Origin of the sequence: Prochlorococcus sp. MIT 1318 (assembly GCF_047304505.1) — a bacterium.
Lineage (GTDB): Bacteria > Cyanobacteriota > Cyanobacteriia > PCC-6307 > Cyanobiaceae > Prochlorococcus > Prochlorococcus marinus_D.
In genome coordinates this window covers 2,206,752-2,219,115 of record NZ_CP138958.1, presented here as the reverse complement: position 1 = coordinate 2,219,115, position 12,364 = coordinate 2,206,752, and the positions used below count along the sequence as shown (strand labels likewise).

The window sequence follows — 12,364 nt, the reverse complement described above, 5'->3', positions numbered from 1 at the left end:
TATATACCTATAAAAATATTTTGTTATTAATCCTTAGCCTTATTCAATCGCTTTGGCTCCCGTGAAAGAGCAAGTGCAGCAAAAATCCCTCCAAGAAATCCACTAGCATGACCGATCCAGCTCACCCCAGCCGGAGACACGCCTGGGATCAAAGCCGGAAGTGCATTTCCAAAAAGAACCAAACCCACGACTGACAATAAAATGGTCATGAAACGGCGTTCAAGAAACCCAATTAACAAAAGGTAGCCGAGTAGTCCATACAAAACACCTGACATGCCATGGCTTCCTCTAGGCCAAAATAACCAAACCGGTATTTCCATCACAACAACAGCAACTAAAACACCAATGTAATCACGAATGCCCTTGCTAAGTACTAACCAGCTTAGCGGTAAAAACATAATCGTGTTAGAGCTCAGATGACCAAAGCCTGCATGGCTAAATGGAGCGGTAAGTAGACCCCACCAAGGCAGGCCAGGCCCTATAGGCAGATTCCAATTACCTGAAAAAAATATCTGATCAATACTCTCCTGCAGCCAAGCAATCCCGACAAAGAACACAGGGAGTAATAACCGAAAGCTCAGCATCTGCTTACGTTTGGATTGGTTCACTCAAGATGCTTTGAAATGAAAATCGCATGATTCACCATTCTATTGTGCGGCAACTCCCCTACAACTCCATTAAGACATCGCAGTAATCAGCAGCGGTGCAGATCAATAACCTGCGATCAAAGCTGATCTTCTTTGACATTTCGAACCTAAGGAAGGTTCTCCAGCAGGCTTGAAAGACGGCGCTCGCAGTGATGAATCGACATTGCCAAGGCGAAAACCCAAGCGTTTTGAAGCTTGAGCATTGATCAAACAACAGCGTTCTATATATATTTTCGCTAGACCTTGTGCAATCTTCAGCAAAACGACATGGGCATCAAGCTGGCCATCAGTGGAGCCTCTGGCAAAACCGGCTATCGAGTTGCCGAGGAAGCCCTAAAGGAAGGGAATCAGGTGCGCCTGTTGCTTCGTCCAAACTCCCTGTTGCCCGACAATTTGAGCCAATGTGATCTACGGCGCTTGTCATTGTCAGATGAAAAAGCCCTCGATGAAGCCCTTGAAGGCTGTGACGCGCTTGTTCTCGCAACAGGTGCCAGACCCTCTGCAGATCTAACCGGCCCTGCGCGGGTGGATGCCTTAGGGGTAAGACAGCAAATCGCCAGTTGCAAAAGGGTTGGCGTCAAAAGGGTTGTTCTGGTTAGTTCGCTTTGTGCCGGACGATGGTTGCATCCACTCAATCTTTTTGGCCTGATCTTGGTTTGGAAACGCCTAGGAGAACAGGCTCTAGAGCAAAGCGGTCTCGATTGGACTGTGATCAGACCGGGTGGCCTGAATGATCGAGAAGAGAACCTAGAGAAAGAAGGGATCCTTTTTACAGGGGCCGATTGTCAGGAAGACGCTAGAATCCCGCGTCGATTAGTAGCGCGATGCTGCATTGAAGCCCTCAAGACTCCATCGTCAATTGGCCGCATCATCGAGGTCACGAGCGACCCTGACCTGAAGAGAATCACAATGCAACAAGCACTCAAAACCATCAATGCTCTGGCGTCATAGTGTCGTCAGATGAGTAGTATCTGGTCATGAACACCAATGCCAGAATTGATGCCTTACAGCTGATGCTTACCGACCTGCGTACTCGTAATGAACCCATTCGTCACAAGGCTGCATTTAGAGGCTGTCAACCTGAGTTTCAAGCACTCGTTACTAAGCTGATTGAACAGCTCGAAAGCGAACTTTTTGAGGAGAAACAACATCAGCGAAACCATAGCAACCATTCGTCTGGTTATTGATACTTGCCAGGGTTAAGCTCAGTTGAAGAGCAATTGATCACAACGTTTTGCTTCCTAAAATACAATCTATATAGGGTACACAAGAGGGAGACATTTAAAGGAAGTTATTAGCTTCACTTTTAATGATTCTAATAAGTCGACTTAAACGGGTCTCGTGATTTGATCACTTGCCGACCAAGCCAACGGCACTACGAGCTTTGTCGAGAATTTTGCCTTGAAGGGGAACGAAGCCCAACCCATCAGCTTGCGCCTGAGCCTCATCACTCAACATGTAGTCAAAGGTTGTTTTGAGTGCGTCAAGGTTGCTGCCATTACCAGTTTTGTATGCCAACAACCAGGTGAGGGTGGCAATCGGATAAGCACCTTTGGCTGTGGGATTTGGATTGGTACCGGCAAGATTGGCGTCTAACTGGATGCCATTGAGGGCAGCAGCTCCTGTATTCACACTTGGCTTGAGGAACTCGCCAGAGAGATTTTCAAGTGCAGCAGCTTTGACATTTCCTTTGATGAATGACTGATTCACATAGCCGATCGCGCCAGGTGTATTTGTAATCACACCAGCAACACCTGAATTCCCTTTAGCGCCCACCCCTGTTGGCCATTCCACTGATTTCCCGGTTCCCAGGGTCCATTGTTTAGAAAAGGCCTGCATGGAATTTGTAAATGCCTTGGTGGTGCCAGAGCCATCAGAGCGATGCACCCAAGTGATCTTGCCTGCAGGGCAATTGAGTTGATTCCAATCATTGATGCTGCCAAGAGCAACTTGAACCGCTTGCTGTTGGGTCAACTTCAGATCGCAGTCTCGGTTGTAGCCAAAGGCGATTGTGCCTCCCACCATGGGGATTTGCACCAAGCCACGCTGAACCTTGTCAATATCTTCTTGCCTCATCGGATCATCCGATGCCGCGAAGCTCACAGTCTGATCAATGAAGGCTTTACGACCAGATCCAGAGCCAACAGCTTGATAGTTGACCTGTGGCCCCCCAGCCTTGGCGAGATCACTAAACCAACGGGTATAGATCTTTGCAGGGAAAGTGGCACCAGCTCCGCTGAGACGGCCGGATGACCCTGAGGTGCTGCAAGCCGTGATGCCAACACCGAGAACAACCACAGAAAGGAGCAAAAGGGCCTTCTTTGAGAACGACATGGGGCCCCTGAAGGATTTCATCAACCCATAACTAGATAAGAAATGCCCTTTGATGGGAAAAAGTCAGCAATTGACTAGGAGATCTTGATGAATCGGTTAGTGTTTAAGGGAGATAAGAACATTCTACCGAGTAGAACCCTTTTCTTTTCTCAAGGCAAAAACCCAGCAACTGAACTATCAAAGGGAGATTCCTGCCCCATTGCTTAGCCAAGCAAGGCTTCGCCTTGATCTACAAAGATCAACAAGGAGTTGGTCTTTCGGTGAATATTTGAATTAATAACAGCTTCTATCCAAAAGAGCTCAATGCCCATTTGATCACCAACAATGGTTGGCGTTGATACCTGCTTCTGATGCGTAGGCTACTTTCAGCTCTCCTTGCTATCACCGTATGCTTTGCAGCTCCTTCTTGGGTGATGGCTGCTGACTCGGCCCATGGCGGACAAGTCTTCTCGTCTACTTGTGCCGCATGCCACGCCGGCGGCGGCAACATCGTTGATCCTGCAAAGACCCTTCAAAAAGCGGCCCTAGAAGCAACCTTAAGCAACTACGGCTCAGGGCATGAAGAAGCAATTGTTGCCCAGGTCACCAACGGTAAAGGCGGCATGCCTTCTTTTGCAGACGTCCTCAGTGCAGCAGATATAGCTGATGTAGCAGCCTATGTTGAAGCCCAAGCCAGCAGTGGTTGGTAGTTAAAAGTCAATCAATCGTTTCAAATCCTTCAGTCAAGTCTGGTTTATTAAACAGCTTGATTGAAGGATTTTTTTAACCCAACTCCAAGCAGGCCAAACCATAAACCTCGTCTAAAGGAATAGATGGTTGTTCTCCGCGATACATGCGCAAAGTTTGAGAAACAGCACTGAAGCCAAGGCTTTTCAGCAGGGGCTCTGCCGAAGAGTTTCCTCCAGGTGCGTCCAAGATCACCACACCTGGATGGCGTTGGATCAAACGCTTCAACAACAGCTCCGCGAGTTGCGGATTATCAGCCAATAGCGGCCCAATCCGCCAGCCTTCGCCATCACGTAATAAACAAGGCCGGATCCTGCCAAATCCATGGCAACAATCGTTGCCATCTACCAGGGCCAGCACATTACCGGCAGGATGCTGAAGCCAATCGGAAAGGAAGTGAGGGCGGGGGCTGGGTTCACGTATGGCGTCATAAGACTGCACAGCCATCGCGGGAATCGAATCACCCTCAAGCAGTTGCAACCCTTCGCCATTGGAATAGTCATCGTCGTCAATCAGGTTGCCATCACAAATCCTCTGCCAGCGAGTTGTCGGCGATGAAATTGCAAAACCCCATCCGGCATAGTCGTCAATTCGATCGTACGCAGCCTCTAAACCAACGCAAGGAAGATCAACGAGATGCTCGAGAGCATGTTCCCATAGCTCAACTCCATACCCATGACCTCGATGCTCCGGAATGACAAGGAACAATCCGATGAAGCCATAGGCGGCGTTGTAGCGAACTCCAGCAATGCAACCGACAGGCTGATTGCCAAGCCAACCCACCCATAATCCCTGACGGTCGGTATGACGATAAATACTTACATCACCAACACCAGGAGCAAAACCCTCTGCCCTGGCCCATTGCGTAACCATGGCGATGTCATTGCGTTGCAGCGGCCGGATCTTTAGCAGCGAGGCCATAACGGAGCAATTAACGAGATGTTTTTCAGGACCAAGTTGGTTTGGAGATTGATCCAATGATGGGGCGTGATATTTAAAGATTGAGATCCATCAGGATGAGATTTAATCCTGTTCCGAAAGTTGCTGCTGAATCTGCTGGCGATAGATCGCTGGGGCTAGCACGAGAAACAAGCCCCACCATCCGATCACGCCTATGGCGATCAGAACAGTAAACCAAAGCAGACTGGGCCACCACCAGCTGACAGCGACACAAGCAACACCTGTGAGCAGAATGCTCCAGGGTTGACACCACCAGGGTTTTTCATCCCAAAAGCTTGCTGTAGTTGCTTTGCCTTGATCACTACTCATCGCAGTGTCTCTAGTTGGCCAGAAGCATGCATTTTCGATAGTTCATCGTAACCGCCAATCAACTCACCATCGATGAATACCTGAGGGAAAGTATTGAGCTCACTACGCTGATTGAACGCCTTGAAAGAGGCATCATTGTCGATGCTCTTAACGGTGTGCGGAATGGAAAGAGAACCAAGCATCCGCAGAGCTCTGGTCGACCAAGGGCAACCAGGCAGAACAGCAATTTCCACCCTTGGTGTCTGAGAAGGATCAGAAGTCTCTTGTGGGAGAGACTGATCCAATAAACCCACCAACAGATCAGCACCCTTGAGCACAAGGGTTCCTGCTTCAAGATGGCCACCCCATACCTGACAGGCACTATCAGAGAGGCTTAGATGCAGATGCACACTATTGGGAGAAACTGTGCCATTCAGAGTGATGATCTCCAGGTTTCCCTCGAGGACAGTAGGCCCTGACTGACCAGGACACTGAAATGCTGCACGCGAAAGATTGCCAACCACACCAAGAACAAAACCTGAGCTGTTCTGTTCCTTAGCTATTTTCTGAAGGCTTATCAGCAGGTCGCTGCCTGGAGCAAGCTTCAATGGCAGCGATCGCATGGAGTTCTCCTTCGAGAAAGCAGAGATTAAGAAGTCAACAGTAAATACCGGTCCTCAGAGCTGATCGATAGACGACTCGAAGATTGCCATAGAGAGCTTGTGGGCATGAATGGCAAGTTATTGCTGAACTATTGATGCCAAGCTAAGACGTCAAAGTGTCGTTACTGCAGAACCAAATGGCCGAGCTGCAAGAGCGCCAACGATTCTCTCAAGAGGCTCCAAGTGCAGCAATGGTGGCCGATTCTGCTCAATCGGAACGCCTCAATGTGACCCTGCCGGTGGGTTTGATGAATCGGCTCAAGCAGCATGCCCTTGCAGAAAGCCGCAGCTGTAGCAGCCTTGCCTCGTTCTTGATTGAAGATGGACTGCGTCGTCATCGTCAGTTAGACGGGTGACGATCAGTTCTACTAAATAGCGAGGATCTTCACTGTTTAGATGCTGACGTAAGTGCAGTATTAGAAGGCTGACTAAATAGTGTTATTGGTTCGTCTTTGCTGAATTGATAGTTGGAGGGGTGGTTTACTGGATGTTTATAGTCTCAATCTCTATGAAAATAATATTGAGACAAAAGTATCTTTGTAGCTTCTGTGGTAATGATTTGTTTCGAATCTTTTAAGTCGATCGTTGATCGTCTTAGTTGTCCAGTGTAGAATAGTTCTAATTAAATACAGTATCTATGGAGAGTCAATGTAGGCAGCGCTTATTAATTTTATAAGTTGATCTGAATACACCTGCTCTTAAACTCTGTCAACCTGGTGATCTGCCAAGTTGTTATTTTGTCCTCCGTAATGCATCTGACAAGTCAGAAAGGATGTCGTCTAGCCATCGGTGCTTATCCAGCCTTTAGCTATGACGCTAGAGGTGGAGGTGGAGACGGCCTTCTCGGGCCTATGAATCAAGATGGGCTGAGAAGTCTTCGCTTTGATCCAAAAAAACTGATCATTCCTGCTCTCAGCTGGCGCACAACACAGATACTTGGCTTGCCAATGCCTCCTGGTTTGAACATCAGCATTACAACCCAAAAGCTTGAAGGGTCTTTCGCACCCGATAGTGGTGAACTATCACTTCAGTTTGAAGCGCAATTCTGTTTCACAGTTGGCAGTTGGCTCACTGCTCCTGATCTGACTGTGAATACATGCCTCAGCAGTGGAAAGGTTGAGAGTCAGCGCCATGATGTACAAGGACAGGCACTTGATGCGGATGGCAATGCCGTACTTGTGGGCGTCGCCATCGTGCCACTCAGTGGAGCCGCATGGCTTGATCAATTTTTGGGACTACCCGATGAAGCGCTAGCAGTGCTGAGGTGTCAGCTGCAAAACTAAATGTTTGTGAGTATTAGATCAGAGGAATTATTTCAAAAGCCTGTCGCTTATCGCTTTAACTTGATGACTGCGTTCAAGACGAAGGAGTTCAATATTAATCAAACGTTCCAATGGACTATCACTAGGCACGACAAATCCATAGGTCTGAAGGGAAAGTCTAAAAGGTGCTAATGTTAGAGATTTGTCTGGATTATTTTTCATATAATAACTCAAGATAGGTGTGTCTGAGATCACTCCTGAGACTTTATTTCTCTTGATTAGATGAATGGCTTCCTTAAGGGTTGGTACTGGAAACGGCCGTGCACCATATGATCTGGCTAAAGATACACCTGTGGTGCCAGTAACTACACCAATTAATTCACCATCCAAATCCGATGGTTTCATGACCCCAGACAATTGCGTCTGAGATAGCGAGACGGTAAATGCCGAAGCCAATCCTGCAGTAATTGTCGACACTGATACTAGCGAAATTACCATCCAGACCCCTGCTATAGACCTTCCTGCTTTCGTTAAAGGTGCACGGTCTCCGTAACCTACGGTTGTGAGTGTAACCAAGGCAAACCAAATCCCATTCCCTAGACCCTTTATATATTGAGGCGGAAAATGTTCAGGGTTGCGTTTTCGCTCTGCAAGCCAAATCAGATTGCCTACACAGAAAAGTGTAAAGAGCAAGAAAGTGATAGAAGATAAAGCAGCGACACCAAAGAGAGGCTTGATCCTTACCCACAGTCCGGGTGGCTGTGATGGTACTAAAACACCCTCCTCTGCATAGAAATAAGGTTGCGTGAATTCAATCCCATTTCTTGCTACTCGATCTGGCGTAATGCTGATAGGTCCGATGGCTAAATCAATCTTTCCATCAGCCACCGCCTTGATGTTCGAATCTATGTTGGGATATGGAATGAGAAAGTATTCAAGCTTCTCTGCATGAGCAATTTGACGCCAAACTTCAACACTAATTCCCTCGTATACACCAGCTTTCTTGTCCACAAATGGTGGCGAACCACTTACTCCCACCCTCAAAGCCATTGCCTGAAGGGGAGACGGAGTCGCCATGACAATCAAGGCAGCAACGGAGAGCCGTCTCTTTAAATTCATGCCGCCCATCAATCGCCTATACACGAACTGAAAAGCCCATCTCACCTAAGGCTGCCATAGGACTGCGTACGATTCTTATCCACACCACCACGACAAGAAAGGTTGTAAGACCAGTCTGAGCAAGAACTTCAGAGGAGAGACAAGCAACAGCTTATTTCTGTTCAAGGCGACGAACGATCAAAATCATTGCCAGAACGGATCCAACCAGGGCACTAATCAGAAAAAGAGTCATCTAGAAGCTACGAATGCAAAGGTCATCTTAGATTGCGATCAACTGCCCTGAAGAGCATTTTGCTATTTCCTTTTGTAAGCCTTAAGTGCTTGCAAGTTTTGCAGATGGTTTCCTCACGCAAGCACAACCTTTGAATAAGACAGCATCAGATGGCGTAACTAGGTCAAACAGATTGATCGCGTTTCGATGGCATGACAAAGCCAGCCAAGCCAAATTCTTCCCTAAGCAATACTGATGTGGCTAGGAATAGAAAACGGATGCAGCATAAATACGGCTAACAAGCATTGACTATGAAAAGGCTTGAAAGGGATCAAAATTCAGTACAGAAAGCCCTTTTGGAATCATGAGAAGGTAATAAATTCTGGTTGAGAAGGTTTGAAGCTCGAACGTTTTTGCCTATTTCATTTTTGAGTAAGAAGCCATTCACTAACGACTTCTTTCATCTAGGGAGTTGACGGGAAGCCATTGATGCAGTGAGCTTTAGCTGAATTTGCTGATGGTGAAGGTAGCCATTTTTTTACTTGCCCCGAACGAAAACAGCTACAACCAAAGCAAAGGCAGCCCCACTTAGACGTGCTGGTCGCACAGCCTCCCCGCCAAGGCGGCGACGGCGGCCTCAGCGTAGGAGATCTCAGCTATCCAAACGCTTACTTTTGATTGGGTTGCCGCTCACTGTTTTTGCTGGTCTTGTGGCTCTGGCTCCGAAAGCACCCGAACGCTTCAACCCAAGTCAAGTCGTCGCAGAGAGCATTAAGAGACAAGTGAAAGCTCCCTTTCGCTATCGACCAAACGATGATGTGTACGCACTCGATTTTGATCCACGTAAAGTGAAGTTCGGCCTTCTTGAAGGCTGGGATAGAGAACAGGACGCTTTCCAGGACTCCTCTTCACTGGCATTTGTCTCTGGTCCGATGTATGAGCGGCATGTCGACATTGGTGGCCAAGAGATCACAGTTCCCCTTGGAGATCTCAAGTTGGGTCAACGCGTCTGGAGAAGTCGTAATCGCGCTGCCTCCATCCAACGCGCCTACATAGGCATTCGCTACAACGGCAGAGTTGACTTCGGTTACGGAGAACTAACAGCCAATCGTGCCTCCACCTACGACACCTTTATCGGTGGACTACACAGCATTTACAACGATTTGGAAGTGCCTCCTCCTAGCTACAAGGGCGCATACAGCATCAGCATGGGCCAGCGGATCCGCTACTACCTTCCTCGCATCAGGATGATCATGGGCCTGCGACAAGACGGGCGTATAGAGGTATTAATGAGCAGAGATGGGTTAACCCTTGAACAGAGCAAGGATTTAGCCCGCAGCCGTGGCCTTGTGGCGGCTTACATGCCAGACCATGCCTCCAAGAGTCGTTTGATCATTCCAGGCGTCAAGGGCTTCACGGAGGATGACGCCAATTGGATCAGCGGTGGTGTCACAAGCTTTGTGCATGTTCCCTATCTCCTGAGGCTCAGTGAACGGCGCTTCCAACTTCAGGGCACCTTGGCAGCCTCTCTCAGCCCCAGGATTGATGGGGCGCAAGACTGCAATGGAGTTAATTGCCAACAATGGCCGGGCGGAAGACTGTTCGACCGGGCCCTAGCTGGACTGAATCGATTGATCGAGCAAGGTGTGGAGCCCATCGCCAGGATGATCTGGGCGCCCAAGCCCGGCACTACCATTCCCAGCGATAGCCAAAGCACTTTTCTGGCTCGTAATAGTGATCGAGCTCCTTTACGGGAACCGCCGATTACGGCAGATCCACTGGTATTGCTCGAAACGCCCGAAAAGTTCGATTCACCCTCGAATCTTCAAGATAACGATCCCTTGAGAACGGATCTGGAATGGGGCAACCCCCTGCTTCCACCGGATCTGCCACCACCTTTGTTGCTTCGGGAAGGCGAGGCCCTGCCTCCAGCCCAGGAGATCCATCAACGAAGAGACCCGATCCATGACAATCCAGCCGAAATCGAGACACCCCCACTGATCGGAGTTCCACCACTACCGCTATTACCTCCACCACCGCTGTCTGCATCAGAGGTAGGACTGATCAATTAACAGTTCAATCAATCGTTTTCATAGCAGGCTCCTAACGATAAGGACTTGCCAATTTGAATCGTGTTCAATTCCCTATGCCTCAAGATTGGCTATTACATATTCGCGAACTTCGATAGGCACTAGTCACCCTGCATTGATAAAGCTCGAACAACATCACCCCGGGTAATCACCCCAACAAGTTTGCGCTGATCGTTGATGACAAATAAGCGCTGCGTACTGCGGTCATGAAGCATGGCGGCGGCCCTTGGTAATGGCAGTGCTTCATTGCAGGTATGGGTGTCGCTGCGCATCAAGTCGTTGACGCTAGTACCAAGCACTTGGTGAACTTGCTTATCCCAGTTAAGGGGGTTGCGCAAGTAGATAACACTGTCGAGCAGTAACACATACGGACCAGCATCAACGCCGCTCTCGCGCACCATCAGATCTTGCTCAGTGAGTTCCCCCACAAGCGTGCCATCGTCGTTGACAACTGGCAGGCCACTGATGTGGTGATCACTCAGTAGTTGAACAGCCTCCTGCAGAGATGTGGCTGGCACGACACTGAGAACCGGCGTTGACATGACATCCTTCACCGTCTGCTGGAGCACCATGAATCACATGCAAGTTCATTCATTCTGAGCCTGTGAGTGCACCATCCCGCCTCGGTTCACCATCAACACTGAGAAGGTCGGCAAATGCTCTAACCGTGGGGAGGTCTGTCGCAGGTCTCCCCCTGGTGTTGTTGCTTCAATTGGGTCAGCCTGCTCTGGCATGGGTGTTGTTGTTGCTGGCAGGGCTTAGCGACGCCGCCGATGGCTGGCTGGCCCGCAGAGCTGGTGGTGGTAGCAGCTGGGGCGCTCGCCTGGACCCGCTTGCTGACAAGCTTCTTCTAGCAGCACCAATGATTTGGCTGGCCAGCAACGAAGCCTTGCCTGTTTGGTCGATCTGGTTACTGCTGGCCAGGGAACTACTGATTTCCGGTTGGCGTGCTCAAGCCTCATCTGGTGCTCCTGCTTCTTGGGGAGGTAAAGCAAAGACGATCCTTCAATTCCTAAGCATGCTGCTGTTGTTGTGGCCGCCTAGTTGGGGAAGCCACAACTTTTGCCTAAATATGCAGCACCTGGGCTGGTGGTTGTTCTGGCCATCTCTGATCCTGGCGTTTAGCTCTGCGGTGGCATACATCAAACCCCGATCAAGGATTGATCGGCACTGAAATCTGGTTCAGCCGTTGGCTTCAAGGAGTAGTCGTTGCAGTAGCTATCTTCGAGGCCAGTCTCAAGGTCAAAGCGTGGCTGCCAGGCCAATTCCCGCTCCACCCTGGTGATATCGGTAAGGAAATGACTCAGCCTCAGCGGGAAGGCCTTACGAGCTTTGGGATTCAGGCCTGAAGGATCAAAAGAACGAAGCTCAACGGCATTTGGATCTTTGCCACAAGCCCTTGCTGCCGCTGCAATCAAGCCCCTGAAGGTGATACCACGCTTGCTGGAACAGTTGTAAATGCGATTCGTTGCTGTCTCCACCTCAAGGGAACGAACCATGGCATTAGCCAGATCAACAACATGCCCCAATTGGGTGATGGTGGTGCCATCTCGTGGCAAAGGAACCGGTCGATTATGGACGATACGATCGAAAAACCAACGTTCAATTGGGTTGTAATTACCAGGACCATAGATATAAGTAGGTCGGAAACTGGTAAAGGGAATTCCTTGCTGAAGCAGCCATGATTCGGTCTGAGCCTTGCCGGCATGACGACTGTTCGGGTCGGTTGCACTCTCCTCATTCAGTGGCCACTCTTCGGAATCTGCATAGACGCCAGCGGAACTGACATAGAGGAAACGATGCTTTGGCTCTCCTGTACAGGCCACCACCCTTTGACTGTCTTCAAGCTTGCGCCCTGAGCTGTCGACGATGACATCGAAGCTTCGGCCTTGAAGACGACTCAGCCCCTCAGGAGTGGTTCGATCACCACTGAGATGTTCCACACCATCTGGTAAAGAATGGCGGCCTCGTGTGAACAACGTGAGCGCATGGCCTTGGGCCTGAAGTCGAGTAACCAGAGGCTTGCCGACAAATCGGGTTCCCCCCATGATCAGAATCTTCAAAA

The 12,364-nt window shown here is 49.3% G+C and carries 15 protein-coding genes; 7 read left to right on the top strand and 8 right to left on the bottom strand.

Features of this window, described 5'->3' with window-relative positions; translation table 11 throughout:
• Window positions 1-26: 26 nt before the first annotated feature.
• Window positions 27-584: a rhomboid family intramembrane serine protease gene (locus SIB66_RS11170; RefSeq protein ID WP_063406662.1), complete on the bottom strand. Its 558-nt coding sequence runs from the start codon at window positions 582-584 to the stop codon at window positions 27-29.
• A 330-nt stretch (window positions 585-914) separates the two neighbouring features.
• Here SIB66_RS11170 and SIB66_RS11165 point away from each other — a divergent pair, with 330 nt between their 5' ends.
• Window positions 915-1,598 carry an SDR family oxidoreductase gene (locus SIB66_RS11165; RefSeq protein WP_063406663.1) on the top strand — a complete coding sequence of 228 codons (684 nt, stop codon included), beginning with the start codon at window positions 915-917 and terminating at the stop codon, window positions 1,596-1,598.
• Window positions 1,599-1,624: 26 nt separating this feature from the next.
• Window positions 1,625-1,834 (top strand): hypothetical protein, encoded by a 210-nt coding sequence (locus SIB66_RS11160; protein WP_063406664.1) that lies wholly within the window; start codon window positions 1,625-1,627, stop codon window positions 1,832-1,834.
• 163 nt (window positions 1,835-1,997) lie between these two features.
• Here SIB66_RS11160 and pstS read toward each other — a convergent pair whose 3' ends face one another.
• Window positions 1,998-2,981 (bottom strand): phosphate ABC transporter substrate-binding protein PstS, encoded by a 984-nt coding sequence (gene pstS, locus SIB66_RS11155; protein WP_063421723.1) that lies wholly within the window; start codon window positions 2,979-2,981, stop codon window positions 1,998-2,000.
• A 350-nt stretch (window positions 2,982-3,331) separates the two neighbouring features.
• Here pstS and SIB66_RS11150 point away from each other — a divergent pair, with 350 nt between their 5' ends.
• Window positions 3,332-3,670, top strand: a complete 339-nt coding sequence (locus SIB66_RS11150) for a c-type cytochrome (RefSeq protein ID WP_011129888.1) — start codon at window positions 3,332-3,334, stop codon at window positions 3,668-3,670.
• A gap of 73 nt (window positions 3,671-3,743) precedes the next feature.
• Here SIB66_RS11150 and SIB66_RS11145 read toward each other — a convergent pair whose 3' ends face one another.
• From SIB66_RS11145 to SIB66_RS11135, 3 genes are all read right to left on the bottom strand, one after another.
• Window positions 3,744-4,628: a GNAT family N-acetyltransferase gene (locus tag SIB66_RS11145; protein WP_063407020.1), complete on the bottom strand. Its 885-nt coding sequence runs from the start codon at window positions 4,626-4,628 to the stop codon at window positions 3,744-3,746.
• A gap of 102 nt (window positions 4,629-4,730) precedes the next feature.
• A complete protein-coding gene (locus tag SIB66_RS11140) occupies window positions 4,731-4,976 on the bottom strand; it encodes a DUF6737 family protein (protein WP_063415244.1) in 246 nt (81 codons plus the stop codon).
• A complete protein-coding gene (locus SIB66_RS11135; RefSeq protein ID WP_063406667.1) occupies window positions 4,973-5,578 on the bottom strand; it encodes a PCC domain-containing protein in 606 nt (201 codons plus the stop codon). The genes SIB66_RS11140 and SIB66_RS11135 overlap by 4 nt, the downstream gene beginning before the upstream one ends.
• A 176-nt stretch (window positions 5,579-5,754) precedes the next feature.
• Between SIB66_RS11135 and SIB66_RS11130 the strand changes: the two genes are divergently transcribed.
• Window positions 5,755-5,973 carry a ribbon-helix-helix domain-containing protein gene (locus tag SIB66_RS11130; RefSeq protein ID WP_011129892.1) on the top strand — a complete coding sequence of 73 codons (219 nt, stop codon included), beginning with the start codon at window positions 5,755-5,757 and terminating at the stop codon, window positions 5,971-5,973.
• Between the two features lie 393 nt (window positions 5,974-6,366).
• On the top strand, window positions 6,367-6,900 hold the full coding sequence (locus SIB66_RS11125; protein WP_063406669.1) for a hypothetical protein: 534 nt from the start codon (window positions 6,367-6,369) through the stop codon (window positions 6,898-6,900).
• Between the two features lie 27 nt (window positions 6,901-6,927).
• Here the strand turns inward: SIB66_RS11125 and SIB66_RS11120 are convergent, their stop codons facing one another.
• The gene (locus tag SIB66_RS11120; protein WP_413410163.1) at window positions 6,928-7,956 is read right to left on the bottom strand and encodes a transporter substrate-binding domain-containing protein; all 1,029 of its coding nucleotides are present in this window, start codon (window positions 7,954-7,956) and stop codon (window positions 6,928-6,930) included.
• 795 nt (window positions 7,957-8,751) lie between these two features.
• Between SIB66_RS11120 and SIB66_RS11115 the strand changes: the two genes are divergently transcribed.
• Complete coding sequence (locus SIB66_RS11115; RefSeq protein ID WP_063406670.1) at window positions 8,752-10,281, top strand: hypothetical protein; 1,530 nt, start codon at window positions 8,752-8,754, stop codon at window positions 10,279-10,281.
• A gap of 119 nt (window positions 10,282-10,400) precedes the next feature.
• Here SIB66_RS11115 and SIB66_RS11110 read toward each other — a convergent pair whose 3' ends face one another.
• Window positions 10,401-10,871: a CBS domain-containing protein gene (locus SIB66_RS11110; RefSeq protein ID WP_041384304.1), complete on the bottom strand. Its 471-nt coding sequence runs from the start codon at window positions 10,869-10,871 to the stop codon at window positions 10,401-10,403.
• Between the two features lie 32 nt (window positions 10,872-10,903).
• On the opposite strand from SIB66_RS11110, the gene SIB66_RS11105 reads away from it, so the two are divergent.
• Window positions 10,904-11,473 (top strand): CDP-alcohol phosphatidyltransferase family protein, encoded by a 570-nt coding sequence (locus SIB66_RS11105; RefSeq protein ID WP_011129897.1) that lies wholly within the window; start codon window positions 10,904-10,906, stop codon window positions 11,471-11,473.
• Here the strand turns inward: SIB66_RS11105 and SIB66_RS11100 are convergent.
• Entirely contained in the window at window positions 11,442-12,347 is a 906-nt protein-coding gene (locus SIB66_RS11100; RefSeq protein WP_236070299.1) for an NAD-dependent epimerase/dehydratase family protein, read from the bottom strand. The genes SIB66_RS11105 and SIB66_RS11100 overlap by 32 nt on opposite strands.
• Window positions 12,348-12,364: the final 17 nt, after the last annotated feature.